Source organism: Methylosinus trichosporium OB3b (assembly GCF_002752655.1).
GTDB lineage: Bacteria > Pseudomonadota > Alphaproteobacteria > Rhizobiales > Beijerinckiaceae > Methylosinus > Methylosinus trichosporium.
Genome location: NZ_CP023737.1, coordinates 2,450,948 through 2,474,163, shown reverse-complemented (window position 1 = coordinate 2,474,163; position 23,216 = coordinate 2,450,948). Strand labels below are relative to the sequence as shown.

Genomic DNA, 23,216 nt, shown 5'->3' with positions numbered 1-23,216 from the left:
CGCCGCCGCGCCGCAAGGGGGCGCTCGCCAGCGGCTCGCAGAAGCGAAAACGCCCGGCGCAGAGCGCGCCGGGCGGTCGACGATCGTCTCTCTCGCTCGCGCTATTCGGCCGATTTCAGGCGCTTGTTGCACTCGCTCCAGAACTTCGGCCAGGTGAGCTTGGGATTGTCCTTGAGCAGCTGGGATTTTTTCGCCTTCCATTCGGCGCCGCATTTTTTCTGGCGCGACGCCTGGGCGGCCTTGGTGTCGGGCTTGGGTTTCGCAGTCTCGGGCTTGGCGGCCGGAGCAGCCTCCTCGGACGGGGGCGCCGCGGCCGGCGGGGGAGCGGGCGGCGCAGGCTCGGCGGCGGTCGGAGCCGGCGCGGCGGACGGAGCCGGAGCAGTTTCGGCCGGAGCAGGCGCCGTCTCGGACGCGGGTTCGGCGATGCGGGCGCGGCAGGCCTTCAGAAAGTCCTGCCAGCTCTTTCCCTTCAATTCATTGGCGGCTTTTGCGGCCTGATATTGCGCGCCGCACTCCTTGAGAACATTCGCCTGCGCTTTCGCTTCGCTCGCGGAGCCGGCGGCGATTCCGACAGCGAGAGCGCCGGCCGCAGCGTAAGAGAAGAGACGGATCGACATAAAATTTCTCCCCTGGTGAGCGCCGTGGCCGAAGAGGTTCATCGACGCGAACGGCTCCCGACGGCCGCGACGCGAGCACGGCCTGTGCCAATTCTCGGCCAACGACACATTGGCCGCAAGCTCGCCGGGCGCACAATGAGGATGTTATGAAACGCTCTTTGGGCGAACGAAAAGGGATGGGAAACGCAAAACATGGTAAAAGAGCGAGAAAATCCGCGCGCCTGGCGAGATGCGGCGGCGCGTCTCCACGCCGACGGACTCGCGCGTTGCCCATGGGCCGGCGCCGATGCGCTCTATGTCGCTTATCATGACGATGAATGGGGACGCCCCGAGCGCGATGCGCGCGCGCTCTATGAAAAGCTGATCCTGGACGGTTTTCAGGCCGGACTCTCCTGGATCACGATCCTGCGCCGGCGCGAGGGCTTTCGCGCCGCATTCGCGGGGTTCGATCCGGCCGTGGTGGCGCGCTTCGACGCCGCCGATGTCGAAGCTCTGATGCGCAATGAGGCAATCATTCGCAATCGCGCCAAGATCCAAGGCGCCGTCGCCTCCGCCCGCGCCTTTCTCGAGATCGAGGAGCGGCAGGGCTTCAGCGATTATCTATGGGGCTTCGTCGATGGTCGGCCGATCGTCAACCGTCCGCGCACGACGGCCGATATAGCGACCGAGACCGAGACCTCGCGTCGGCTCTCGAAAGATTTGAAGTCCCGCGGCTTCGCCTTCTGCGGCCCGACCATCGTCTACGCCTTCATGCAGGCGGTGGGCATGGTCGATGATCATCTCGTCGATTGCCATTGCGCGCAGCGATCGACAGAGCGAGCCTGAAGGCTCGCTCTCGAGACGCCGCGCTCCGTTACGGAATCGGCCCCGGCTCCTCGCCGCCGCTCCGCAGATCGGCGACCAGGCGCTCGACGCGGTTCGCCGTTTCCTCGAGCGCGTCCGCGACCTTCTCTTGCAGAGCGGCCTCCGCCTCGAGCAGCCCGGCCTCGCGGCGTTGCGCGGCGGCGAGTTCGGCCTCCGCCGCTCGCAGCCTCGCATCCGCTGTGTCGGCCTCGTCCGCCAGCGTGAGTGCGGCCATCACGACGATGCGCTGGTCGCCGATGTCGCCGAAGCCCTCCTTCAGCGAGACGATCTTGGCCTCGACGCGCTTGGCCAGCTCGTGCAGGCGCGCCTCCTCGCCGTCCTCGCAGCCCATGCGATAGGTGCGGCCGGCGATCGTCACCACGACATGCGCCATAGCGCGTCTCCTAATCCTCGGACGGGGCGTCGTCGCCGAGCACGGCGCGAATGCCGTCGCTCGTGCGGTCGAGCCGCGTCAGCACCTCGTCCCGCGCCTTCTCGAGCGCGCTCTCATGCGCCAGCGCGGCGTCGAGCTCCAGCGCCAGCCGGCTGCGGTCGTCCTGCATCACGGCGAGCTCCTCCTCGAGATCGGCGTGCGACAGCTCCGCCTCGAGCCGCCGCGCGACCGTCGTCTCGAGCGCGTCCAGCGCAGCCGCCAGCCGCAGCAATGCGTCATCGAGTCGTTTGGAGCTCGTCATATGGAAACCGCGCCGAAAACGATTACTTGGGTCGCCAGCGGGCTGGCCGCGGGCGAGTCGAGGCCGACGTAACTAGCACGAATCGCGCAAATCCCAATCCATGCGGCCGCCGCGCCCGAGGCGTGGCGTCGCGTTGACAGGGGCGCCCGAGCTGTTATCACCCCGACCGGAAATTGCGCATGTCGCCGTCGCGAATGGCGGCGCTCCGAACAATCGACCCTGGGGAGGAACCGCTATGGCCGTGAGAGTGGCGATCAACGGATTCGGGCGCATCGGGCGCAACATCCTGCGTTATATCGTCGAGACCGGCCGCACGGACCTCGAGGTCGTGACCATCAACGATCTCGGCTCGGTCGAGACCAATGCGCATCTCCTGCGCTATGATTCGGTGCATGGCCGCTTCCCCGGCGAGGTGAAGGTCGAGGGCGATGCGATCGACGTCGGGCGGGGGCCGATCAAGGTCACGGCGATCAAAAATCCCGCCGAGCTGCCCTATCGCGATCTTCGCGTCGACATCGCCCTCGAATGCACCGGCCTCTTCACCGCGCGCGACAAGGCGAAGATGCTGCTCGACGCCGGCGCGAAGCGCGTGCTCGTTTCCGCGCCTTCGGAGGGCGCAGACATCACCGTCGTCTATGGCGTCAACGAGGACAAGATCACCAAGGAGCATCTCGTCGTCTCCAACGCCTCCTGCACGACCAATTGCCTCGCCCCCGTCGCCAAGGTGCTGAACGAGGCGATCGGGATCGACAAGGGCTTCATGACGACGATCCATTCCTACACCGGCGACCAGCCGACGCTGGACACTTTTCACAAGGACCTCTACCGCGCCCGCGCCGCGGCGCTGTCGATGATCCCGACCTCGACCGGCGCGGCCAAGGCGGTCGGCCTCGTGCTGCCGGAGCTGAAGGGCAAGCTCGACGGCGCAGCGATCCGCGTGCCGACGCCCAATGTCTCGGCGGTGGATCTCAAATTCGTCGCCAAGAAGCCGACGAGCGTGGAGGAGGTCAATGCGGCGATCATCGCCGCCGCCGACGGACCGCTGAAGGGAATCCTCGCCTACACCAACGACAAGAATGTCTCGATCGACTTCAATCACGACCCGCGCTCCTCGACGTTCCATCTCGACCAGACCAAGGTGGTCGACGGCAGTCTGGTGCGCATCCTGTCGTGGTACGATAATGAATGGGGATTCTCGGGCCGCATGACCGACGTCGCGGCGACGATCGCGAAATTGCTCTGACGCTCTTCGCCCGAGCTCGGCTTTGTCGCGTCCCGCTCGTCGTAGTATGGTCCTGAGAGCGCCGCTCCGGCCACGGAGACGGGGGCGGCGCGCTTTTTAAACAATATTCGTTGAAACTGCTTCCTGGACAGTTGATCGGCATGACAGCGGTTGTACCTATGAGTCCCCGTGGAGCCGGTCCCGGCGGAAGCGGCGGCGGGCCGGAGGATCCGATGCTCGAACAGAGAGTCGCGCGACTGGAATCGGATTTTTCAGAGATCAAATCTTTGCTGGCGCAACTCGGCAAGGACATGGCCGAAGTCCGAGTCGGCGTCGGCAAGATGGAAGGAAAGCTCGACCGTTTCGAGGACCGTTTCGAAGTTATGGATCGTCGATTCGAGGAAGTCGATCGTCGCTTCGCCGGAGTCGACGGCAAGCTCGAGCGGGTCGATGGTCGGGTCGCGCTCCTTCAGGGAGGGCTCGACAAGCTCGAGGGGCGTCTCACCGGTCTCGAGGGATATCTCAAAGGCATCGACGCCCGCATCGCCACCCTGCCGACCGTCTGGACCATGCTCGGCATCGTGTTCACGACCTGGGCGCTGGGCTCTGGCATACTGATCTTCGCAATGAATGTCCTGAAGAGGTGACATGGCCGCCTTCAACACGCTCGACTCCGCCGATCTGAAAGGCAAGCGCGTCCTCTTGCGCGTGGACTTCAACGTGCCGATGGAAAATGGCGTCGTCACCGACAGAACGCGCATCCAGCGCGTCCTGCCGACGATCGAGGAGATTTCGGCCAAGGGCGGCAAGGTCATCCTGCTCGCCCATTTCGGCCGGCCCAAGGGCGAGCGCAAGGAGGACGAGTCGCTGCGCCCGGTGGCGGCGGCGCTCGCCGAGACTCTTCATCGCCCCGTCGCCTTCGCGGAGGACTGCGTCGGCGAGCCGGCGCGCGAGGCGATCGGAAAGCTCGCGGACGGCGATATTCTGCTGCTCGAGAACACGCGCTTCCACAAGGGCGAGGAGAAGAACGATCCGGCCTTCATCGCCGAGGTGGCGAAGCTCGGCGACCTCTATGTCAATGAAGCCTTCTCCGCCGCGCATCGCGCCCATGCGACGACCGAAGGCCTCGCCCATGTGCTGCCCGCCTACGCCGGCCGCACCATGCAGGCGGAACTGCAGGCGCTGGGGCAAGCGCTCGATCATCCCGAGCATCCGGTGATGGCCGTGGTCGGCGGCGCCAAAATCTCCACCAAGCTCGAGCTGCTCGGCAATCTCATCGCCAAGGTCGACGCGCTGGTCATCGGCGGCGGCATGGCCAACACTTTCCTCGCGGCGCAAGGCAAGCCGATCGGCAAATCGCTGTGCGAGCACGATCTGCTCGACAAGGCGCGCGCCATCATGGCCGATGCGAAAGCGGCCGATTGCGAGATCGTGCTGCCGGTGGACGCCACTGTGGCGCAGAAATTCGAGGCGCATGCGCCCTCGCATATCGTCTCGGTCGATCATGTCGGCGAGGCGGACATGATCCTCGATCTCGGGCCGAAATCCGTCGCCCATATCGAGAGCCTCTTGGAGAAGACCAAGACGCTGGTTTGGAACGGCCCGCTCGGCGCCTTCGAGCTGCCGCCCTTCGACGAAGGCACAAACGCCGTGGCCCAGACCGCAGCGCGCCTGACCTGCGAAGGCAGACTGCTTTCGGTCGCCGGCGGCGGCGATACGGTGGCGGCGCTGAACCAAGCCCATGCGGCGCAGGAGTTCACCTATCTCTCGACCGCCGGCGGCGCCTTTCTCGAATGGCTGGAAGGCAAGGAATTGCCGGGCGTCGCGGCGCTGCGGAAGTAGGCCGACTCTCGACGCGCGTCCCTTCTCCCACTCGTGGGGCCCTGCGGGAGAAGGAGCGCTCCTTACTCCTCCACCTTGCCGCGCAGCGCCTTGACGTCGGCGCGAATCTTCTTCCCCTCCAGCCGGCGCAGCTTCGAGCCATAGGTGGGCTTGGTTTCGCGGCGCGGCGGCGGCGGCGGGGCGGCGGCCGCGTGGATCAGCTCCAGCAGGCGCTCGCGCGCATCGGCGCGGTTGCGGTCCTGCGTGCGATGGCGCTGGGCGGTGATGACGATCACGCCGTCCTTGGTCAGCCGCCGTCCGGCGAGCTTCTCCAGCCGCGCCCGCACCGGCGCCGGCAGGCTCGGCGAATGGCGCGCGTCGAAGCGCAACTGCACGGCGGTCTCGACCTTCTGCACATTCTGCCCACCGGCGCCCGAGGAGCGCATGAAGGATTCCTGCAGCTCGCTCTCGTCGAGGAAGATGAAAGGGGTGACGCGGATCATAGAAGGCGGCTCCTGTGCGGCGCCTGAATCCACGGCCCGTCATTCTCGGCCTTGTTCACATCGGGTCCGATCTCGAAGAACTCCAGAAGATCGTCGGCGGCGGGCGCGAGCAGCCGCCGGGCCTCGTCCGCGCTGCGCTCATCCTCGCAATTCAGCCAAAGGTCGAAATCTCGGGCTTCGAGCACCGCCGGCATGCGCTCATGGATCGCCACTGTCGCGCCATTGGCGGAGGTGGTCAGAATGCAGGCGGTGTCGACCTCGCTGCCATCGGCGGAGCTCCAAGTCTCATAGAGCCCGGCGAGGGCGAGCGGCGCGCCATCGGCGCGGCGAAACAAAAAGGGCGCGCCGGCGCGCGAGCGCCGCGGCTCGCGTCGCCATTCGTAATAGGCGTCGGCGATGAACAGGCAGCGCCGACGCTTCAGCGCCGCGCGGAAGCTCGGCTTCTCCGGCGCGCTCTCGGCGCGAGCGTTGAACAGCAGCGGAAACTCTCGCGGGTCTTTGACGAAGCCCGGCAGAAAACCCCAGCGCACGAGCTGAAAGCGGCGCACCGAGCCACCGTCCCGCGCGCGCTCCAGCCGAACGATCGGAACCGGCTGCGTCGGCGCGATGTTGTAGCGCGGCGGAAACTCCGGCTCGTCGACATAGCCGAAGTAATCGCGCGCGGCCGTCGCCGGCAGAGTGATCGCATAGCGCCCGCACATCGCCGCCGCCCGTCCTCCCGCCCCGGCGGAAGCCGAGGAAAAGACGAATGTTCTCTCATTCGTCGCGCACCCGTGGAAATAGATTGTTATCAATTGGGGGTGATAGTGGTCCAGTCACTTCGAGACTCCAAATGACCACTGACGTGCAATTTGCCACTCTCGATCCATTCGCACGCGGCCACTCGGCGCCGGCGGCGACCGCCAAGCCGCTGGTCAATCCCATCTCCGGACTGGCCAATGATTATCTCAATCTCTTCAACGAGCTGGTGATGATGCTCGAGCAGCTGCCGCAAATGCCGGAGCTGATCGACGATCTCCTCGCCTGGCGTCCGGAGACGTATCGGGACTATTTCGAGCGATCGCAGCTCGCCGGCCGCCACAATGCTCTCGCCGCCTATGAGCGGCTCGATCCGAGCTTCCGCCGGCGCTTCGAGGCCTATGTGGTCGAGCTCGACACCATCGCCGTCGCCAGCGTCGCCGCCGTTCGGCTGCATTATCGCAACGGCCCGCCGCAGGACCCGAGCCGCGTCGCCGGCACATGCGCGCGCGCCGGCGAGAAGATGCGGGCGATCCTCATCCGATGCTCGCGCCTCGTGAACTACGGCAATTACGGCGAGGAATAGCCGCTGGCGGCGCTCGAAGAGCGAGCCTTAGAGGCTCACTCTTTCAGCCCCCTCGATCCGGATGGCGCGCATCATCCCTCATCATCCGGCGGATGCTGGGCGAAGAAGGATTCGAGACGCGCGCGGAACTCGCGGGTCGCCAGAGCCGCGGCGAACAGAGCCGCTTCCTCCTCGATGCGCTGCGCTATCGCCGCCGCGTCGCCGCGCAGCAGCCGGCGGGTCGCCGCCAGCCCCGCGCGCGGCTTCTCGGCGAGGCGTCGCGCCGCGTCGAGCGCGATGGCTTCGACATCTTCGCGCGCGCCGAGGCGGTTGACGAGGCCGAGCCGCAGCGCCTCCTCGGCGTCGAAGGCGTCGCACAGCAGCATCAGCTCGCTCGCCTTGGCGAGGCCGATGCGATGCGGCAGCAGCAGCGTCGAGCCTGCCTCTGGCAGCAGGCCGAGATCGACGAAGGGCAGCCGGAAGCGCGCTTCGCGCGACGCATAGACGAGATCGCAATGCAGCAGCAGGGTCACGCCGACGCCGACCGCGTCGCCAGTGACCGCGGCGACGATCGGCGTGTGCAGCGCGGCGAGCGCGCGCACGAAGCGCAGCGCCGGAAACTCCTTCATATTATCGAACGGCTTGCGAAAATCCTCGAGGTCGTTGCCCGCCGTGAAGGTCCCGCCCGCCCCGGTCAGCACGATCGCTCTCACCTCGTCGTCGGCGTCGGCCTGGGCGAGCAGCGCGATCAAGCGCTCATACATGGCCTTGTTCAGCGCATTCCGCTTGCCCGGGCGGTCGATGACGATCCGCATGACGTGACCGTCGCGCAGCGCGACGATTTCGGCGGCTTGCATGAGCTTTCCTTCCCCTCGAGAGGGCGCGCCGCCGCCCGTTCCATCAATTTCGCGCCGCCAGCAGCGGCAGAGCGGCGGCGATCGAATCGCCGCCGGCGACGACCGCCCGCTCCAATCCCTCCGCGCCGCCGGCGATATTGTCGCCGAAGAAACGCGCCAGCACGGTCTTCTCCTCGGCGGCGGCGTCGCCGGCGCGCTGCGCGGCGAGCGCGGCCGCGCCGAGCAGCGTCGCTCCGCGCGCGAGGCCGAACAGCTTCAGATAAGGCGTCGCGGCGCTGAGCGCATCGACGCCGCGCGGCTCGCCGATCGAGAACAGAAAATCGGTCGCGCGCTCGAAGGCTTCGACCGCCGCCGCGGCGCGCTCGCCGATATGGACGAACACCACGCCGCCGCCGGCGAGGGCGTCGAGGTCGGCGCGCATGTCGTCGATCTCCCGCCATATCGCCGCGCCGTCGGAGAGGCGCAGCTTGCGGGTGACGAGGTCGATCGCCTGAATGCCGTTGGTTCCCTCATAGATCGGCGTGATGCGCGCGTCGCGCAGCAGCTGCGCGGCTCCGGTCTCCTCGATGAAGCCCATGCCGCCATGGACCTGAACGCCGAGCGAGGCGGTTTCGACGCCGATATCGGTGGAATAGGCCTTGGCGAGCGGCGTCAGCAGGCCGGCGCGCTCCTCCGCCTCGCGCGCCGCCTCGCCACTCTGGCGCCGCGCGCGGTCGAGCGAAGCGGCGGTGAGAAACGAGATCGCCCGCGCCGCCGCGGTCTGCGCCTTCATCGTCAGCAACATGCGGGCGACGTCCGGATGCGCGACGATCGGCGAGGGATCGGGGCCGCCGGGCGCGCGCCCCTGCAACCGCTCGCGCGCATAAGCGAGCGCCGCCTGCGTCGCCCGCTCGGCGAGCGCCACGCCCTGCAGCCCGACCGACAGGCGCGCATTGTTCATCATGGTGAACATGCAGGCGAGGCCGGCGTTCTCCTCGCCGACGAGAAAGGCGCGTGCGCCGCCATTGTCGCCATAGGCCATGGTGCAGGTCGGCGCGGCGTGGATGCCGAGCTTGCGCTCGACGCCGGCGCAGCGCAGATCATTGCGCTCGCCCGGTCGTCCATCGGCGTCGGGCAGGAATTTCGGCGCGAGGAACAGCGAGATCCCGCGCGTGCCGGGGGGCGCGTCGGGCAGCCGCGCCAGCACGAAATGCAGGATGTTCTCGGAAAGGTCGTGCTCGCCATAGGTGATGAAGATTTTTTGCCCGGTGAGCCGATAGGAGCCGTCGCCGACCCGCTCGGCGCGGGTGCGCAGCAGCGCGAGATCGGAGCCCGCCTGCGGCTCGGTGAGGTTCATCGTCGCCGTCCATTCGCCGGAGATCATCTTCGGCAGATAGACGGCCTTCAACGCCTCGCTCGCATGCGCCTCCATCGCCTCGATCGCGCCCTGGCCGAGCAGCGGACAGAGCGCGAAGGAGATGTTGGCGGCGTTCCAGATTTCCGTGCAGGCGGCGGCGAGCAGCAGCGGCAGGCCCATGCCGCCGTGAGCGGGGCCGGCGGCGAGCGCGTTCCAGCCGCCCTCGACCCATTGGCGATAAGCGTCGCGCCAGCCCGGCGCCGTCGTCACCTCGCCGCCGGCAAAGCGCAACCCTTCGCGATCGCCGATGCGATCGAGCGGCAAAAGGACGCCCTCGGCGAATTTCGCCGCCTCCGCGAGGGTGGCGCGCGCGGTCTCGGCGTCGCAATCGTCATAGAGCCCGCCGGGCGCGAAAGCGCTCTCTCCGGCCGCCCGACGCATGGCGAAGAGAAGGTCGTCGAGCGGGGCGCGATAGGCCATCAGGGTCTCCAGACGAATCTCTCGCAGTTTAGCGCAGCCGCGGGCGGGCGCCAGCGCTCCTGCCGCATGATCTTTCGCCCACAGAGCGAATGATCACGCGCCAGCGTCGTTTCTATCCTATCATGGCGCGTTCCGAGCTCTTGTCGCTGTGGGGAGGGCCATGCCATGCCGATTTCACGCCTTTTCGCCGCGAGCGTCGCGCTCGCCTTCGTGGCGACCGTCGCCTGCGCCGAATCCTCGATGAGAGGTCGGCGCGCCGAAGCGCCGCCGGCCGCGGACGGCTATTATGTTCCCTATGTCGCCAGCCCCGGCGGCCAGAAGCGCCATGTGATGGAGATCCCTGGCAGCGTCTCCGTGGTCTCGCGCAAGCTGATGGACGACACTCAGGCGACCTCGCTCGGCGACGCGCTGCGCTTCGTTCCCGGCGTCACCATCGGGCGCTGACGAGGGAGCCAGCGCCGAAACGATGAATGGTGAACGAAACATTGACGCGACCGTGCCGATTGTCTCCTTTTGGCGCACGAAAATGAAAGGCGCATGCTGGATCTTGGGCGTCACGATCACGCTTTCGGGAGACGCTCATGCCCCTTTCCGTATTCGGCTCGGCCGCCGCTTCGGCGCGCGCGCCGCTCGAGCCGGTGCCGCGGCTATCGCCGCTGACGGCCGAGTCCGGCGGCTTGAAGTCGCAGCCCCAGCCCACACAAGCGGCCGGGGCCGCGATCGACAGGCTGAACCAAGCGACCGCAAGTCCCGACTCAGACGAGGCCTGGGACCGTATCGACTCGCTGCTCGGGCAGCTGCGGCAGCTGACGCTCGGCGGCGCCGAGACCGCCGCCGCCTCGGCGACGACGACCGCGCAGGCGATCTCCGCCTACGCTGAGCATTCCGTGGCGGGCGCTTCGGCCTGAGCGCCGCTCAGGTCGGCGACGGAAAGCGCAGCTCGCAACGCGTGCCCGCGGAGCCGGCCTCTATCGTGAGAGCGCCGCCGAGCTGTTGCGCGAGCGAGCGCACGAGCTTTTGACCGAAGCCTGTTCCCGGCGACGTCGTCGCGGCGGGATGGCCGACGCCGTCGTCCATGACGAGCAGGCGAAGCGCGCCGGCCTCGCGCGTCAGCCGGACCGTCACAGTTCCAGAACGGTCCTCCGGAAAGGCATGCTTGAGCGCATTGGTGACGAGCTCGTTGACGATCAACGCGATCGAACGCGCCGCGTCGAGCGGCAGCAGACCCGTTGTGACCTCCGCCCTGAGCGCGATCGGCCGCAGGCCGATCAACGAGATGCGGAGATCGGCGCAGAGCTCGTCGAACAGCGGCTGCATCTCGACGCGATCGGAGCCGCTGTGCTGAAGCAGCGAATGAACGCGGCCCACCACTGTCATGCGGCTCGCGGCGGCGAGAAGCGAGGCGCGCCCGCGTCCCTCCTCGAGCGCGCGTCCCTCGATCTGCAGCATGGAGGAGAGAAACTGCAGATCATTCTTGGTCCGATGCGACATCTCCTGGAGCAGGAGATCTTTCAGCCGCCCCGCTTCGCCGAGGCGCCCGAGCTCGTCTCGCGCCGTTGCGGCGGCGTGGCCGGTCCGGCGCAGCTCCTGGAAGAGCTCGTCGACGACGAAGACGAGCAGCAGCGCCGTGGCGATGAACAGCACCAGCGCCATTGCGTCGATGCGGTCGCCGATCGCGAAGCCCTGTGGCTCGAGCAGAAAATAGCCGGTCGAGCCGGCGCTCAGCGCGATCGACCATGTCGCCGGATTGCCGCCGAACAGGACCGCGGAGAACAGGGTCGCGGGGAGCGACAGCAAGAAGAAATGCGGCGGAATCTCCTGTCTCAGCGCCAGCTGGACGAAGAAGCCGAGCAGCGACAGCGCGGTCGCGCCGGCATAGCGCGTCCATAACGGCCACGCGCGGCTCCGCCACGCCGCCGTGAGGATCACGCCCATTCCGCCATCGGTCCGCGCCGGCTCGCGAGCGCCCCTCACGTCGGCCCGTCGATCGGCATCGCCAGCTCGAAGATCGCGCCCTGCTGCGGCTGCGAGCAGGCGGTGAGCGTCCAGCCGTGACGATCGGCGATGGTCTTGCAGATCGCGAGGCCGATGCCCGTGCCGGGGAATTGCGCCTTGCTGTGCAGACGCTTGAACGGCTCGAAAATCGCGTGCGCATATTTCGTCTCGAAGCCGACGCCTTCGTCCGACACCGAGAGCCGCAGCATGCCGTCGGCGATGCGCGAGGAGATGGCGATCCGCGGCGTCTCGCCCGGGCGGCGGAACTTTATGGCGTTGCTGACGAGATTATGCATGAGCCGCGCGAATTGCGGCGGATCGACCGAGAACTCGATATTCGGCGCGTCGAGATGAATATCGGCCTTCGATTCCTCGATCAGCTCGGACAGATCCGTCAGCGCCGACTGGATCTCGACGCGCAGATCGCGCCGCTGCAGCTTCAGCGGCGCGTCGGTCAGCCGCGAATAGACCAGCAGATCGTCGACGAGCTCGCGCGCGCGGAGCGCCGACCGCCGCATCACCTCGCCCGCATGCGCCACATCGGCGTAATCGGCCGCGGCCACGGCGGCGTCGAGCATTTGCGAGAAGGCGACGACCTTGCGCAGCGGCTCCTGCAGATCATGCGAGGCGACATAGGCGAAACGGGCGAGGCGCTCATTGGCGCGCTCGAGCTCGACGATGCGCTGCTCGAGCGCCCTTTCGGCGTCGCGCCGCGCCGTCTCGTCGAGCTTGCGCTCGGTGACGTCCTGCGCATAGCCGTGCCAGACGACGGCGCCATCCGCCTGACGCACCGGCCGCGCCTGCGTCTCCAGCGAGATGCGGCCCTTCGTCGGATGGTCGAAACGGAACGCCTCGCGCAGCATGGTCATATGCGCGGCCGAGGCGGCGAAGCTCGCGCGCAAGCGCTCCGCATCCTCCGGATCGATGCGGCGCAGCAGCGGCGCGGCGTCGCCCTCGATCTCCTGCGGCTCGACGCCTAGAACCGTCCGCACATTCTCGGCGAGATAGGGGCAGGAGCCGAAGCCCGTGGCGTCGAGACGGAAGGAGAAGACGACGCCCGGCGCCGCTCGCGCCACATTGCCGAACTGCTCGGCCAGCATCGCATTCTGCGCGGCGAGCCGCTCCATCGCGTGACGCGTCTCGAGATTGTCGACATGGGTCAAGGTGCGCTGGAAGGCTTCGCCGACGAAGATGATGGCGCCATTGGTCGCGAGAAATGTCAGCAGCGCCAGCGCGTCCTGCATCCCCTGCATCGGCGCGAGCCAGAATTGCGCGGCGACGGCGCCGAGCAGCAGCGCCAGCGCGCCGGACATGGCCCCGCCGGCGAAGGATGCGACGAGAACCGGCAGATAAAATGCGGTGTAGGCGTAGGCGCCCGGATCGCCGCCCATGAGTAGCCGCCACAGCACGCCGGCGAGCGCAGCGACGACGCCGAAGACGAGGCGCCAGGACAGCGGCGAGCGATACCATCTCGCGAGCCGGGCGGAGAGGGCGGCGGCGAGCGCGCGCATGCGGCCCTTCCCCTCTCTCAGGAGCTGCGGAGGCGCAGCCACGGAGCTTTCCCTTCTTTCGACATGTGACATGCGGGCGGTCCCGTCCGACGCGGCGACGCGCCGGCGCGATTTGTGCTCCCGCTGATCTATGACCGCCGTGCGGGTTCTTGTAGAGCGCTGACGCAGAAAGCGCCTTTGTCAGACCGCTCGCGATCCCGGCGTCTGGTCTTTTGCATATTGGGTGCCGAAGACATAGTCCCACCAGATCGCATGCACGCCGAAGCCGCGCTCGGGGTCGCGGAAATGATGCAGCATATGCAGGCGGCGCACGAGATGGCCGAGCTTGGATTTGGGCTGGCCGTGATGCGTCCAGAAATGCACGCAGTCATAGAGGACATAGCCCGCGATGAAGCCGGCGAGCATCGGCCAGGCGAAGGCGCCGCCGACGATGAGGCGGATCAGCGTCAGCGCGATCAGCATGATCGGGGCCGAGAGCAGCGGCGGCATGACCAGCCGCAGCGGATCGCTCGGATAGATGTGATGCACGCCGTGAATGAGGAACTGGAAGCGCGGCCCGAGCCCGAAGGGCAGCGGAAACACGGTGTGGAACAGGAATCGGTGACCGAAATATTCGGTCAGCGTCCATGCCACATAGCCGAGGACGAAGGCCAGAGCGATCTCGCCCGCGCCCGCGTAATTGCTGGCGTAGGCGACGAGCCAGAGGATGATCGGGCCATAGACGAGCGGCGGCGTCAGATGGTGAACGCGCGAGAGCTTGTCGAGAATGTCGCTCTCGAAGAGGCGGGGAGAGGCGGCGAGCGCGTCGGTTTCTGTCGCTGTCGTGTCGGTCATGGTCGGTCGCTGTCGGGCCTATTCTGCGGGAAGGGGAATCGCCTGCGCCGCGCTCGCGCGCTCCACATTCTCGGAGCGGGTCGAGAGCGAATAGCGCGGGTCGAAGACGAAGGTGACGAGCAGGGCCACCCAGGAGCGATGGCAGGCGAGCGGCTCGTAGAATTCGGGCGCCATTCGGGTGAGCTCCGGCAGGCGCCGCCAGGGGATCTCGTGAAAGTCGTGGTGCTCGTTATGGTAGCCGATGTTGAGCGCGAGCGTGTTGAGCGGGCCGTAATAGTCGAAGGTGCCCTGGTTCGGCCCGAAGGCGAAATGCTCCTGCAGCCAGCGCGCGCTCAAAGGATGCAGTCCGCCGACCGAGAACCAGAAGGACAGGATGAGATAGAGCAGCGCATTGGGGCCGAAGGCCCATAGCACGAAAGCATCGAAGGCGGCGATGACGGCGATGTTCACATAGGTCCAGAGGCCCATGATCGGCACCGTGCCCTTGAGCCGCGACAGGCGCGCGAGCTGCACGGCGGGGAAGAAGAACAGCCAGACGGCCTTGCGCCATGTGCTGCCGCCGACCCATTCCGTCTCCCAGCGGCTCGGAATATCGGCGTCGTAGTCATAGGCCGAAAGATGCGAATGATGCTTGATGTGATAGCAGCGAAAGCCCATCGCGGTCGGAAAGGCGTTGGGGAGATCGGCGAGCAGCGCCGTGAGCTTGTTGGCGAAGGTGCTCTCGAACACGCAATTATGGATCGCGTCATGGATGACGACGAAATTGGCGTGATTGGCGAAGGCGCCGACGCAAATCGCCATCAGCAGGGCGAGCGGCCAATAGGCGAGGCCGAGCCAGCCGAGAATGGCGGCGATCAGCAATTGCCCAGCGAAAATCCCCGCGGTGATCTTGAAGGTGACGTCGTCCTTGCCGAAGAGCTTTCTCACTTCGGGATGCGCCTCGAGAATGAGGCGGCGCCGCTCGACATGCGAGCGGTCGGCGGCGGATGTCGCGGAAATGGAGATGACATTCATGACGTCGCCTCTTGCGTGACGGGCAAGGAAGTCTCGGCCGCGCCGGAAAGGCGCTTCTCATAGATGCGATGAATCTTGTCGATCTGGCCGCCGAACATCTCGATCGGCTTGCGCATGCCCATATTGTCCTCGAGCACCCAGCCGGCCTCGAATTGCACGATCTGCGCATTGCGGCCGCGCTGGCGCATCTCCTCGATCATCGACAGCAGAATGGCGCCGCCGGTGGCGCTGTTCTGCAGCGTCTTGCGCGTGCCGAGCAAAACCAGCCGCGCGGTGCGGAACTGGTGACGACGGAAGCGTGAGATCAGGCGCGGCAGATTGAAGGGCAGCAGACGACCGTCGAAATCGGCAATGATCTCGTGCAGATTGGGCAAGGTGATGGCGAAGGATTGCGGCACGTCGTCGAGCTCGACGACGATGCCGAACTCCGGCGGCATGATGTATTTGAGCACGTCGGCCGAAGAGTCGAACTCCTCCTTCAGGAAGGGAACGAAGCCCCAATTGTCGCGCCAGCCGTCGTTGAACAGCTCCGCCATCAACTGCGTCTCGCCCTTTTTCAGCTCGTCGAGCTTCAGCTGCCTCACCTTCAGCCGGTTGCGCCATTCGCGCCGCTCGGCGATGCGAAGCCGGTCTTTGAAATCCTGCTCCGCGGTGATGTAGCGATAGGAGATGAGATCGCGCGCCTTCTCATAGCCGAGCGCCTCGACATGGCGGGAGAGATAGGGCGGATGCCAGGGCATGAAGATCATCGGCGTCGCGTCATAGCCTTCGACCAGCATGCCGCATTCGGCGTTGATCGACGGCGAGAACGGGCCGCTGATGCGGCTCGCGCCGCGCGCGCCGAGCCAGTTTTCCGCCGCCGCGGTCAATGCGCGGACGACCTCGAGATCGTCGATCGCGTCGAGCGAGCCCCATTGCGCGCGCGAGGCGCCGACCGGCTCGACCGGCCGCTTGTAGATTTGCGCCGAGATGCGGCCGACCCATGCGCCGCCGCGTCGCGCCAGAAACTCCTGCGCCTCGACCATCTTGAAATGCGGATTGAGCTTATGGCCGTAGACGGTCCAGCGCTCGACGTCGAGCGAGGGCGTGAAGCCCTTCTCGCCCTTGTAGAGGAGACGCGGCAGCTTGCAGAAGGTCAAGAACCTCGAGAGGCTATCGACAGGAAGAATCTCGATGCCGGCCATTGGAAACACCTATCGAACGCGAGCGGTGGGCGGAAGCGGGCATAAGGACGCGGGAGGGGGAGTAGTGAGTAGTGAGTAGGGAGTAGGGCAGCTTATTACTCCCTACTCGCTACTCCCCCATCCCTCATCCCCGGCCCCCGCCATCGCCTTTCTCACCAATTCATGCGCCTCCGCGGCGACCGGAGGCAGATCGCGCAGCGCCTCGATGACGCCGCGAATCTCCTCTTCCGAATGATTGGCGGAGAGGAAGAAGCGCAGCCTCGGCTGGTCCTTGGGCACGCCGATCTGCACGATCGGCGGCACGTAGAATCCCTTCTCCAGAAGATGCTGCGAGGCCCACATGGTCTCGACGCTGTCCTGGAACAGAATCGGCACGACGCCGCGCCCGATCGCCGGCCCGGTGCTCAGCCCGTTGGCGTGCGCGTAATCGCGGAACAATTCGGCGTTGCGCGCGAGCTTGCCGACGCGCCAATTCTCCTCCTGCATCAGCCGCAGCGCCGTGCGCGCCGAGGCGAGGATGACGGGCGAGAGGCCGACGGAATAGACGAAGCCCGGCAGCGTGTAGCGGAACCAGTCGATGACGGGCTTCCTCGCGCAGACGAAGCCCCCGCAGGAGGCGAGCGTCTTCGACATGGTGCCGACGACGAGATCGAGGCGGCCCGGATCGACGCCCTGCAATTCGGCGAGGCCGCGCCCGGTCTCTCCGAGCACGCCGAGCGAATGCGCCTCGTCCACCATCAGCCAGGCGTCGTGCGTCTCCTTGATCTCGACGAGGCGCGGCAAGTCGGCAGTGTCGCCGTCCATGCTGTAGATGCCCTCGACGACGATCAGCGCATGACGGAAATCCTCGCGCCGCTTGCGCAGCAGCTGATCGAGATGATCGAAGTCGTTGTGGCGGAACTTGATCGTCTCGGCCGGCGAGCCCTCGCAGCCGGCGACGATGCTGTTATGGGCGAGCTCGTCGATGAACAGAGCGTCGCGCTTGCCGAGCAGCCAGGAGATGGTGGTGACATTGGCGAGATAGCCGGAGACCAGCGTCAGCGCGCTCTCCATGCCGAGAAATTCGGCGATCTCCGCCTCGAAGGGCTTGTGAGTCGACCGCTCGCCGCCGACGAGGCGCGACGCCAGCGCGCCGACGCCGAGCCGATGCAGCTCGCGGTCGGCCTCCTCCAATATCTTCGGATGATTGGCGAGGCCGAGATAATCATAATTGGCGAAGCTGACGAAATGCGTTCCCTTGGCTTCGAACTCCGCCCTCAGCCGGTCGATCTGCGCGAAGAAGGGATCATGGAACTGCAGGAGCGCATTGCCGGCGAAACGAAATCGTCTCGATGCGTAATCCGAAAGGCTGTTGTGCTTCGCCACCTTGATGCGCCGTCCCGATTCTGTCGCCGCGCGCTGGAAGGACGAGCGGCCGCCTCACGATCAGCGGGCGCCCGATTCCTCGAAAGCGCCCGCGCAGGTGAGCAGGCTTAGCATTCTTCGGCCTCGTTGCGCCAGCGATCCGTCGCCGCCCCGAGGCTCTCTCCTTCCTCCGCGCGGGCGCCGGCGTTCGCCCCTTTCCTGCCGGCTGGACGCGGAAGCGCGCCTCGGGCTATCACGCGGCGAGCGCTTGGCCTCCGAGGAATGAGCCGTCTCTTGATCCCCTGGACCCTCATCGATACGGCTCCCGTGCCCGGCGGCGAGGGAGAATTGCGGCTCAAGCGGCGAGGCGCGGAATTTTCCATCATGCTCGGCGCCAATGAGCTGATGAACAGCCGCCTCAGCGGCTCGGAGGAGGCTCTGGCCACGCTCTCCTGCGCGAAAGTCGCGGAACGGTCGCAGCCGCGCGTGCTCATCGGCGGGCTCGGCATGGGCTTCACCCTGCGCGCCGCGCTCGGCGCTCTCGGCCCGCAGGCGCGGATCGTCGTCGCCGAGCTCTCGCCTGCGGTCGTGGCCTGGGCGCAGGGGCCGATGGCGGAGGTTTTCGGCGATAGCCTCGGCGATGCGCGCGTTCGCATAGAAGTGGAGGATGTCGGGCGACTGATCCGCGCCGGACGAGGGGGCTATGACGCCATTCTCCTCGATGTCGACAATGGCCCCGAGGGCCTGACGCGCGGCGCCAATGACGGACTCTATGGCCATGACGGCTTGCAGGCGGCGCGCGCCGCGCTGCGCCCCGGCGGCGTGCTGGCGGTGTGGTCCTGCGCGCCGGATCGGGCGTTTTCCGCGCGGCTGCGCAAGGCCGGCTTCGGCGTGGAGGAGGTCGGAGCGCGCGCCAATGGACGCGGCGGCGGCGCGCGGCATGTGATCTGGCTCGCAATGCGCGCCGCTTCGCGGACGCGGCCGGGCGCCGGTCCGTGACGCCGAATCGGGTGGGAAGGCCGGCCGCTCTTGTCTGCGTCATCTGAAAAGAAGACTCGAGGGGGGCTCTTTCCATCGTGGCGCGATCTGGCCTATTGCGTTGCCCCATGAGCGCCGACCCGCCCTCCGATCCACAGCCGCTGCGCCTCGAGGTCGAGGATCTCTGCGTCGAGCGCGGCGGCCGGCCGGTCATCGACGGGCTCGGATTTTCGCTCGCGAGCGGCGAGGCGCTCCTCGTCACCGGCCGCAATGGCGCGGGAAAATCGACGCTTTTGCGCGCCATCGCCGGACTTTTGCCGCACCGGCGCGGCCGCGTCGCCATCGCCGGGGCGAAAGAGGAGGAGCCGGCCGGGCTGCTGCATTATCTGGCCCATGCCGACGGCCTGAAGGCGCCGCTCACCGCGCGCGAGAACCTCGATTTCTGGGCGCGTTTCCTCGGCGGCGGCGGGCTCGCGCCGGAGCGGGCGCTGGAGCGGGTCGGGCTCGCCCATGTCGGCGAGGCGCCGGTGGCCATTCTCTCGGCCGGACAGAAGCGGCGCATCGCCCTCGCCCGCCTGCTCGTCGCAAACCGACCGCTGTGGCTGCTCGACGAGCCGACCAGCGCGCTCGACCGCGCCGCGCGCGAGCGGCTCGCCGAGGCGATGCGCGCCCATCTTGCCGCGGGCGGCATGATCGTCGCCGCCACCCATGAGCCGCTCGGCCTGCCCGAGGCGCGCGAGCTGGCGCTGGGGGCGAGGCCATGAGCTCGCCGCTGCTGGCGCTGTTCCGGCGCGATCTTTCCGTCGCCCGCCGCATCGGCGGCTCGGCGACCATGGGCGTCGTGTTCTTCCTGGTGATGGTGACCATCGTCCCCTTCGCTATCGGGCCCGATCCCAATCTGCTGGCGCGCATCGGTCCGGCGGTGCTGTGGATCGCCGCGCTGCTCGCCAGCCTTCTCTGTTTCGATCGGCTGTTCCAGGCCGATATGGAGGATGGCTCGCTCGATCTCTTCCCGCTGGCGGCGACGCCGCTCGAGCTCGTCGTTCTGGTCAAATGCGCGGCCCATTGGGTGACGACCGGCCTGCCGCTGACGCTCGCCGCGCCTGTGCTCGGCCTGATGCTGCAGCAGGACGAGACGGCGCTCGCCGCGGTGACGGCGACGCTGCTCGCCGGCACGCCGGCGCTGACTCTCATCGGCGCGATCGGCGCCGCGGCGACGGTGACGCTGCGCCGCGGCGGCCTGCTGATGGCGCTGCTGGTGCTGCCCCTGACGATCCCGGTGCTGATCTTCGGCGTCTCGGCGGCCGGGGCGGCCTCCGGCGGAACCGTGCCCTTCGCCGCGCCCTTCGCCATTCTCTGCGCGATCAGTCTGGCGTCGCTTGCGCTCTGCCCCTTCGCCGCGGCGGCGGCCTTGCGGCATTTGGGGGAGTAGCTCCCGTTGCGTCAGCGCTATGCCGACAACAGCTTGTCCATGCAGTCGACGAATCGCGTGGCCGTCGTGATTGCGTCCATCGCGTCGCTCAGGGAGACGCCGGCGCCCGCCGGAGCGCCATAGTCGCTTATTTCCTTGTAAATATATGCTTTCGCGAGAAACTTCGGAAAGTCTCGGTCGACTTGCGGCGTCGCCTTGGCCAACCGAGCGAACTCCGCTCTCACTCCGGAGTGAGTTTTCCCGACGCGGCCGGTGTTTTCGAAAATGAAGGCCTCGGCGGCGTGGAAGGCGGCGTAATAGGCGCAACGGGCTGCGACCTTCGCGATCCCGATTTTGGCGATCTTCGCGGCGTCGTCCAAATCCTCGCGCGCCTTTCCGAGATAGTCCGACGTCTCCGGCGTCATAGATCGACGCCTTCGCGGCGCAGCTCTCCCATCAGTCCGGTGCGCTCGCGATAGGCTCCCGCTTCGAAGGGCAGGGCGTTGATGACGGCGCCGGTGTCATAGAGAATTGTGGTCTCGATCTCCGCTAGGCGATCCGCCTCTTGCGCCAAGCCGCCGAATTGTTCGAGGAAGACCGCGACGTCATAGTCCGAGTCCATCCGGGCGTCGCCTCTGGCGCGCGATCCGAACAGCACGACGCGCTCGAGACGTGAGCCGTAGGCCTCGTCGAGCGCGGCGCGAAACCGGCGCAGAATAGGATCGATCACTGTTGTCATCGGCGGAACATAGCGCTCGCGCTCCGCTCAATACAGCCCGCCCGTCCCGCTCCCACCGAGCTGCGTGTCCACATCCTGCGCGCCGCCGGAGCGCAGGCCGGCGTCGGAGCCCGCGGCCGAGTAGGAGTCGGGCGGCGCGGTGCCGGGCTTGAAGGCCTCGAGGATCGAGCCCTGGCCCTTGCTGCGCAGCCCCGAATGCGCGTCGACCGAGATCAGCTTGATGCCCGGCGGCACGCGGAAGGGCACGTCGGGCTTGTCCTTCAGCGCCACCATCATGAAGTCGCGGAAGATCGGCGCGGCATAGGTCGCCGCCTGGGCGCTCTTGCCCTCGCCGACCGGACGCGGCCGGTCGTAGCCGATATAGACGCCGACGGCGAGGTCCGGCGAGAAGCCGACGAACCAGAGATCCTTGGCTTCGTTGGTCGTGCCGGTCTTGCCGGCGAGATGCTTGCCGACCGCCTTGATCGACTGGCCGGTGCCGCGCTCGATCACCCCCTCCATGATCGAGGTGATCTGATAGGCGGTCAGCGGATCGAGCACCTGCTCGCGCCTGTCGATCAGCTTGGGCTCGTTCTGCTTCTCCCATTTGGGCGCGTCGCAGCCGAGGCACTGGCGCTCGTCGTGGCGATAGATCGTCTTGCCCCAGCGGTCCTGGATGCGGTCGATCAGCGTCGCCTTCACCCGGCGGCCGCCATTGCACAGCATCGAATAGGCGGTCACCATGCGCAGCACGGTGGTCTCGCCGGCGCCGAGCGCCATCGGCAGATAGAGCGGCATGTCGTCATAGATGCCGAAGCGCTTCGCATATTCGGCGATGAGCGGCATGCCGACGTCCTTGGCGAGACGCACGGTCATCATATTCTTCGAATGCTCGACTCCATAGCGCAGCGGATGCGCGCCGGTGCCGTGCGCGCCCTCGAAATTCTCCGGCGTCCAGCTCTCGCCATTGGCCTGCACGATGGTGATCGGCTCGTCGAGGATCGAGGAGGAGGGCGTGTAGCCATTGTCGAGCGCCGTGGCGTAGACGAAGGGCTTGAAGGAGGAGCCGGGCTGGCGCATCGCCTGCGTCGCGCGGTTGAATTCCGACTGGTCGTAGGAGAAGCCGCCGACCATGGAGAAGACGCGGCCCGTATAGGGGTCCATCGCCACCATGGCGCCGGAGATGTCCGGAATCTGCCGCAGCCGGAACTGGCCCGCCTTGCCGGCCAATGGCTCGACATAGATCACGTCGCCGGGCGAGAGCGCCGTCCGCACATTGCCCGCCCAACGCATGCCCTCCTGCGTCAGCTGCCCGGTCTCGCGCTCCCTGGCCACCTCGCCCGATTTCTCGCGGCCCGGCTGCAGGCCGATGCGGGCGTAGGCGTCATAGGTCTCGAGCACCACGGCGAGGCGCCAGGGCCTCACATCGCCGAGCGCCGGAATCTCGGCGAGCGGCAGGCCCCAGTCATAGGAGATGTCGATGTGGCGCATCGCCCCGCGAAAGCCATGCGCCTCGTCGAAGCGCACGAGACCGTCGGCGAGCGCCTTGCGGGTGACGGCCTGCATCTTGGGGTCGAGCGTCGAGCGCACCGAGAGGCCGCCCTCATAGAGCTTCTTGTCGCCGTATTTCTCCATGAGCTCGCGGCGCACCTCCTCGGCGAAATAGCCGGCGACATAGGTGTTGGGCGAGGTGACGCGCGGATTGACGCCGAGCGGCTCGGTCTTCGCCTTGTCGGCCTCCGCCTGCGAAATGACGCCGTCGGCGACCATGCGGTCGATCACATAGTTGCGTCGCTCGATCGCCCGCTCGCGATGCAGAAACGGGTGGTAGTTGTTCGGCGCCTTGGGCAGCGCCGCGAGATAGGCGGCCTCGGCGACGGTCAGCTCATAGACGGACTTGTTGAAATAGTTGAGCGCCGCCGCCGCGACCCCGTAATTGCCGAGGCCGAGATAGATCTCGTTGAGATAGAGCTCGAGGATGCGGTCCTTGGGATAGGCCGCCTCGATGCGGAAGGAGATCAACGCCTCGCGGATCTTGCGCTCGAAGCTGCGCTCATTGCCGACGAGGAAGTTCTTGGCCACCTGCTGGGTGATCGTCGAGGCGCCCTGCATGTGCCGGCCGCCCTGGGCGAGAATCGACACGGCGCGGGCGATGCCTTCGAAGTCGACGCCGTTGTGCGTGTAGAAATTCTTGTCCTCGGCCGAGATGAAGGCCTGCTTGACCAGCGGCGGAATGGCGGCGCTCGGCAGGAACAGTCGGCGCTCGTGCGAATATTCGGCGAGGATGGACCCGTCATTGGCGTGGACGCGGGTCGTCACCGGCGGCTCGTAATTGCGCAATTGCGCCGTGTCCGGCAGGTCTTTCGAGAAGACATAGACGATTCCCGCCGCTGCGGTCACGCCGATCAGGAAGACGATGGCGCCGGTCGCGAAGAGGAATCCGAGGAACCGGGCGAACAGCCGCATGAATGTTCATCCTTCGAGGAGCTTCGAGGAACTGGCGCCACATCATCTGGCGCGCGCCGCGCCGTCGGCGTCCCGTGTAGTGCA

The 23,216-nt window shown here is 67.0% G+C and carries 26 protein-coding genes; 10 read left to right on the top strand and 16 right to left on the bottom strand.

Annotated elements, in window-relative coordinates:
- Positions 1-101: 101 nt before the first annotated feature.
- Entirely contained in the window at positions 102-617 is a 516-nt protein-coding gene (locus CQW49_RS11940) for a hypothetical protein (protein ID WP_003612301.1), read from the bottom strand.
- A 192-nt stretch (positions 618-809) separates the two neighbouring features.
- Here CQW49_RS11940 and CQW49_RS11935 point away from each other — a divergent pair, with 192 nt between their 5' ends.
- The gene (locus tag CQW49_RS11935) at positions 810-1,442 is read left to right on the top strand and encodes a DNA-3-methyladenine glycosylase I (protein ID WP_003612302.1); all 633 of its coding nucleotides are present in this window, start codon (positions 810-812) and stop codon (positions 1,440-1,442) included.
- A 28-nt stretch (positions 1,443-1,470) separates the two neighbouring features.
- Here the strand turns inward: CQW49_RS11935 and CQW49_RS11930 are convergent, their stop codons facing one another.
- Together CQW49_RS11930 and CQW49_RS11925 are read right to left on the bottom strand one after the other, a co-directional pair.
- Positions 1,471-1,854 (bottom strand): cell division protein ZapA, encoded by a 384-nt coding sequence (locus CQW49_RS11930; protein WP_003612303.1) that lies wholly within the window; start codon positions 1,852-1,854, stop codon positions 1,471-1,473.
- A gap of 10 nt (positions 1,855-1,864) precedes the next feature.
- Entirely contained in the window at positions 1,865-2,155 is a 291-nt protein-coding gene (locus CQW49_RS11925) for a DUF4164 family protein (protein ID WP_003612304.1), read from the bottom strand.
- A gap of 235 nt (positions 2,156-2,390) precedes the next feature.
- On the opposite strand from CQW49_RS11925, the gene gap reads away from it, so the two are divergent.
- The 3 genes from gap to CQW49_RS11910 all read left to right on the top strand — a co-directional run bounded on the left by gap (position 2,391) and on the right by CQW49_RS11910 (position 5,219).
- The gene (gap, locus tag CQW49_RS11920) at positions 2,391-3,398 is read left to right on the top strand and encodes a type I glyceraldehyde-3-phosphate dehydrogenase (protein ID WP_003612305.1); all 1,008 of its coding nucleotides are present in this window, start codon (positions 2,391-2,393) and stop codon (positions 3,396-3,398) included.
- Between the two features lie 110 nt (positions 3,399-3,508).
- Positions 3,509-4,024 carry a hypothetical protein gene (locus CQW49_RS25125; RefSeq protein ID WP_155931273.1) on the top strand — a complete coding sequence of 172 codons (516 nt, stop codon included), beginning with the start codon at positions 3,509-3,511 and terminating at the stop codon, positions 4,022-4,024.
- A gap of 1 nt (position 4,025) precedes the next feature.
- Positions 4,026-5,219 carry a phosphoglycerate kinase gene (locus CQW49_RS11910; protein ID WP_003612307.1) on the top strand — a complete coding sequence of 398 codons (1,194 nt, stop codon included), beginning with the start codon at positions 4,026-4,028 and terminating at the stop codon, positions 5,217-5,219.
- 62 nt (positions 5,220-5,281) lie between these two features.
- On the opposite strand, the gene arfB is transcribed toward CQW49_RS11910, so the two are convergent.
- A complete protein-coding gene (gene arfB, locus CQW49_RS11905) occupies positions 5,282-5,701 on the bottom strand; it encodes an alternative ribosome rescue aminoacyl-tRNA hydrolase ArfB (protein ID WP_003612308.1) in 420 nt (139 codons plus the stop codon).
- Entirely contained in the window at positions 5,698-6,402 is a 705-nt protein-coding gene (locus CQW49_RS11900; protein ID WP_003612310.1) for an SOS response-associated peptidase, read from the bottom strand. The genes arfB and CQW49_RS11900 overlap by 4 nt, the downstream gene beginning before the upstream one ends.
- A 131-nt stretch (positions 6,403-6,533) precedes the next feature.
- Between CQW49_RS11900 and CQW49_RS11895 the strand changes: the two genes are divergently transcribed.
- Complete coding sequence (locus CQW49_RS11895; protein ID WP_003612312.1) at positions 6,534-7,025, top strand: hypothetical protein; 492 nt, start codon at positions 6,534-6,536, stop codon at positions 7,023-7,025.
- Between the two features lie 71 nt (positions 7,026-7,096).
- Here CQW49_RS11895 and CQW49_RS11890 read toward each other — a convergent pair whose 3' ends face one another.
- Positions 7,097-7,861: an enoyl-CoA hydratase-related protein gene (locus CQW49_RS11890; RefSeq protein WP_003612315.1), complete on the bottom strand. Its 765-nt coding sequence runs from the start codon at positions 7,859-7,861 to the stop codon at positions 7,097-7,099.
- Positions 7,862-7,904: 43 nt separating this feature from the next.
- Positions 7,905-9,677, bottom strand: coding sequence for an acyl-CoA dehydrogenase family protein (locus tag CQW49_RS11885; protein WP_003612318.1), 1,773 nt, complete (start codon positions 9,675-9,677; stop codon positions 7,905-7,907).
- Between the two features lie 165 nt (positions 9,678-9,842).
- Here CQW49_RS11885 and CQW49_RS11880 point away from each other — a divergent pair, with 165 nt between their 5' ends.
- Entirely contained in the window at positions 9,843-10,121 is a 279-nt protein-coding gene (locus CQW49_RS11880) for a TonB-dependent receptor plug domain-containing protein (protein ID WP_003612320.1), read from the top strand.
- 137 nt (positions 10,122-10,258) lie between these two features.
- Positions 10,259-10,585, top strand: a complete 327-nt coding sequence (locus CQW49_RS11875; protein ID WP_003612321.1) for a hypothetical protein — start codon at positions 10,259-10,261, stop codon at positions 10,583-10,585.
- A 7-nt stretch (positions 10,586-10,592) separates the two neighbouring features.
- Here CQW49_RS11875 and CQW49_RS11870 read toward each other — a convergent pair whose 3' ends face one another.
- The 6 genes from CQW49_RS11870 to CQW49_RS11845 all read right to left on the bottom strand — a co-directional run bounded on the left by CQW49_RS11870 (position 10,593) and on the right by CQW49_RS11845 (position 17,580).
- Positions 10,593-11,612 carry a sensor histidine kinase gene (locus CQW49_RS11870; protein WP_003612322.1) on the bottom strand — a complete coding sequence of 340 codons (1,020 nt, stop codon included), beginning with the start codon at positions 11,610-11,612 and terminating at the stop codon, positions 10,593-10,595.
- A 35-nt stretch (positions 11,613-11,647) separates the two neighbouring features.
- Positions 11,648-13,225 carry a sensor histidine kinase gene (locus tag CQW49_RS11865; RefSeq protein ID WP_040566470.1) on the bottom strand — a complete coding sequence of 526 codons (1,578 nt, stop codon included), beginning with the start codon at positions 13,223-13,225 and terminating at the stop codon, positions 11,648-11,650.
- Between the two features lie 138 nt (positions 13,226-13,363).
- Positions 13,364-14,017 carry a sterol desaturase family protein gene (locus tag CQW49_RS11860; protein WP_003612324.1) on the bottom strand — a complete coding sequence of 218 codons (654 nt, stop codon included), beginning with the start codon at positions 14,015-14,017 and terminating at the stop codon, positions 13,364-13,366.
- Positions 14,018-14,035: 18 nt separating this feature from the next.
- Positions 14,036-15,031: a fatty acid desaturase gene (locus CQW49_RS11855; protein ID WP_003612325.1), complete on the bottom strand. Its 996-nt coding sequence runs from the start codon at positions 15,029-15,031 to the stop codon at positions 14,036-14,038.
- Positions 15,028-16,170, bottom strand: a complete 1,143-nt coding sequence (locus CQW49_RS11850) for a hypothetical protein (protein ID WP_338065170.1) — start codon at positions 16,168-16,170, stop codon at positions 15,028-15,030. Before CQW49_RS11850 ends, CQW49_RS11855 begins: the two co-directional genes overlap by 4 nt.
- Positions 16,171-16,317: 147 nt before the next feature.
- On the bottom strand, positions 16,318-17,580 hold the full coding sequence (locus CQW49_RS11845; RefSeq protein ID WP_099831784.1) for an aminotransferase class I/II-fold pyridoxal phosphate-dependent enzyme: 1,263 nt from the start codon (positions 17,578-17,580) through the stop codon (positions 16,318-16,320).
- Between the two features lie 273 nt (positions 17,581-17,853).
- On the opposite strand from CQW49_RS11845, the gene CQW49_RS11840 reads away from it, so the two are divergent.
- The 3 genes from CQW49_RS11840 to ccmB all read left to right on the top strand — a co-directional run bounded on the left by CQW49_RS11840 (position 17,854) and on the right by ccmB (position 19,969).
- Positions 17,854-18,558, top strand: a complete 705-nt coding sequence (locus CQW49_RS11840; RefSeq protein ID WP_024749746.1) for a spermidine synthase — start codon at positions 17,854-17,856, stop codon at positions 18,556-18,558.
- A 107-nt stretch (positions 18,559-18,665) separates the two neighbouring features.
- Positions 18,666-19,301, top strand: a complete 636-nt coding sequence (gene ccmA / locus CQW49_RS11835) for a heme ABC exporter ATP-binding protein CcmA (protein WP_003612331.1) — start codon at positions 18,666-18,668, stop codon at positions 19,299-19,301.
- Entirely contained in the window at positions 19,298-19,969 is a 672-nt protein-coding gene (gene ccmB / locus CQW49_RS11830) for a heme exporter protein CcmB (RefSeq protein WP_003612332.1), read from the top strand. Before ccmA ends, ccmB begins: the two co-directional genes overlap by 4 nt.
- Before the next feature lie 17 nt (positions 19,970-19,986).
- Here ccmB and CQW49_RS11825 read toward each other — a convergent pair whose 3' ends face one another.
- Genes CQW49_RS11825 through CQW49_RS11815 form a run of 3 tightly spaced genes read right to left on the bottom strand, consistent with a single transcriptional unit; the run spans position 19,987 to position 23,132 of the window.
- Positions 19,987-20,373, bottom strand: coding sequence for a HEPN domain-containing protein (locus CQW49_RS11825; protein ID WP_003612334.1), 387 nt, complete (start codon positions 20,371-20,373; stop codon positions 19,987-19,989).
- On the bottom strand, positions 20,370-20,687 hold the full coding sequence (locus CQW49_RS11820; protein ID WP_003612336.1) for a nucleotidyltransferase domain-containing protein: 318 nt from the start codon (positions 20,685-20,687) through the stop codon (positions 20,370-20,372). The genes CQW49_RS11825 and CQW49_RS11820 overlap by 4 nt, the downstream gene beginning before the upstream one ends.
- 27 nt (positions 20,688-20,714) lie before the next feature.
- Positions 20,715-23,132, bottom strand: a complete 2,418-nt coding sequence (locus CQW49_RS11815; RefSeq protein ID WP_003612337.1) for a penicillin-binding protein 1A — start codon at positions 23,130-23,132, stop codon at positions 20,715-20,717.
- Between the last annotated feature and the right edge of the window lie 84 nt (positions 23,133-23,216).

Coding starts and splice junctions, on each gene's coding strand:
- CQW49_RS11855 (WP_003612325.1), bottom strand. CDS start 15,031: ATGAATGTCATCTCCATTTCCGCGACATCCGCCGCCGACCGCTCGCAT.
- CQW49_RS11885 (WP_003612318.1), bottom strand. CDS start 9,677: ATGGCCTATCGCGCCCCGCTCGACGACCTTCTCTTCGCCATGCGTCGG.
- CQW49_RS11935 (WP_003612302.1), top strand. CDS start 810: ATGGTAAAAGAGCGAGAAAATCCGCGCGCCTGGCGAGATGCGGCGGCG.
- CQW49_RS11815 (WP_003612337.1), bottom strand. CDS start 23,132: ATGCGGCTGTTCGCCCGGTTCCTCGGATTCCTCTTCGCGACCGGCGCC.
- arfB (WP_003612308.1), bottom strand. CDS start 5,701: ATGATCCGCGTCACCCCTTTCATCTTCCTCGACGAGAGCGAGCTGCAG.
- CQW49_RS11860 (WP_003612324.1), bottom strand. CDS start 14,017: ATGACCGACACGACAGCGACAGAAACCGACGCGCTCGCCGCCTCTCCC.
- CQW49_RS11870 (WP_003612322.1), bottom strand. CDS start 11,612: ATGGGCGTGATCCTCACGGCGGCGTGGCGGAGCCGCGCGTGGCCGTTA.
- CQW49_RS11875 (WP_003612321.1), top strand. CDS start 10,259: ATGCCCCTTTCCGTATTCGGCTCGGCCGCCGCTTCGGCGCGCGCGCCG.
- CQW49_RS11820 (WP_003612336.1), bottom strand. CDS start 20,687: ATGACAACAGTGATCGATCCTATTCTGCGCCGGTTTCGCGCCGCGCTC.
- ccmB (WP_003612332.1), top strand. CDS start 19,298: ATGAGCTCGCCGCTGCTGGCGCTGTTCCGGCGCGATCTTTCCGTCGCC.
- CQW49_RS11890 (WP_003612315.1), bottom strand. CDS start 7,861: ATGCAAGCCGCCGAAATCGTCGCGCTGCGCGACGGTCACGTCATGCGG.
- CQW49_RS11895 (WP_003612312.1), top strand. CDS start 6,534: ATGACCACTGACGTGCAATTTGCCACTCTCGATCCATTCGCACGCGGC.
- CQW49_RS11900 (WP_003612310.1), bottom strand. CDS start 6,402: ATGTGCGGGCGCTATGCGATCACTCTGCCGGCGACGGCCGCGCGCGAT.
- gap (WP_003612305.1), top strand. CDS start 2,391: ATGGCCGTGAGAGTGGCGATCAACGGATTCGGGCGCATCGGGCGCAAC.
- CQW49_RS11910 (WP_003612307.1), top strand. CDS start 4,026: ATGGCCGCCTTCAACACGCTCGACTCCGCCGATCTGAAAGGCAAGCGC.
- CQW49_RS11925 (WP_003612304.1), bottom strand. CDS start 2,155: ATGACGAGCTCCAAACGACTCGATGACGCATTGCTGCGGCTGGCGGCT.
- CQW49_RS11940 (WP_003612301.1), bottom strand. CDS start 617: ATGTCGATCCGTCTCTTCTCTTACGCTGCGGCCGGCGCTCTCGCTGTC.
- ccmA (WP_003612331.1), top strand. CDS start 18,666: ATGAGCGCCGACCCGCCCTCCGATCCACAGCCGCTGCGCCTCGAGGTC.
- CQW49_RS11930 (WP_003612303.1), bottom strand. CDS start 1,854: ATGGCGCATGTCGTGGTGACGATCGCCGGCCGCACCTATCGCATGGGC.
- CQW49_RS11880 (WP_003612320.1), top strand. CDS start 9,843: ATGCCGATTTCACGCCTTTTCGCCGCGAGCGTCGCGCTCGCCTTCGTG.
- CQW49_RS11825 (WP_003612334.1), bottom strand. CDS start 20,373: ATGACGCCGGAGACGTCGGACTATCTCGGAAAGGCGCGCGAGGATTTG.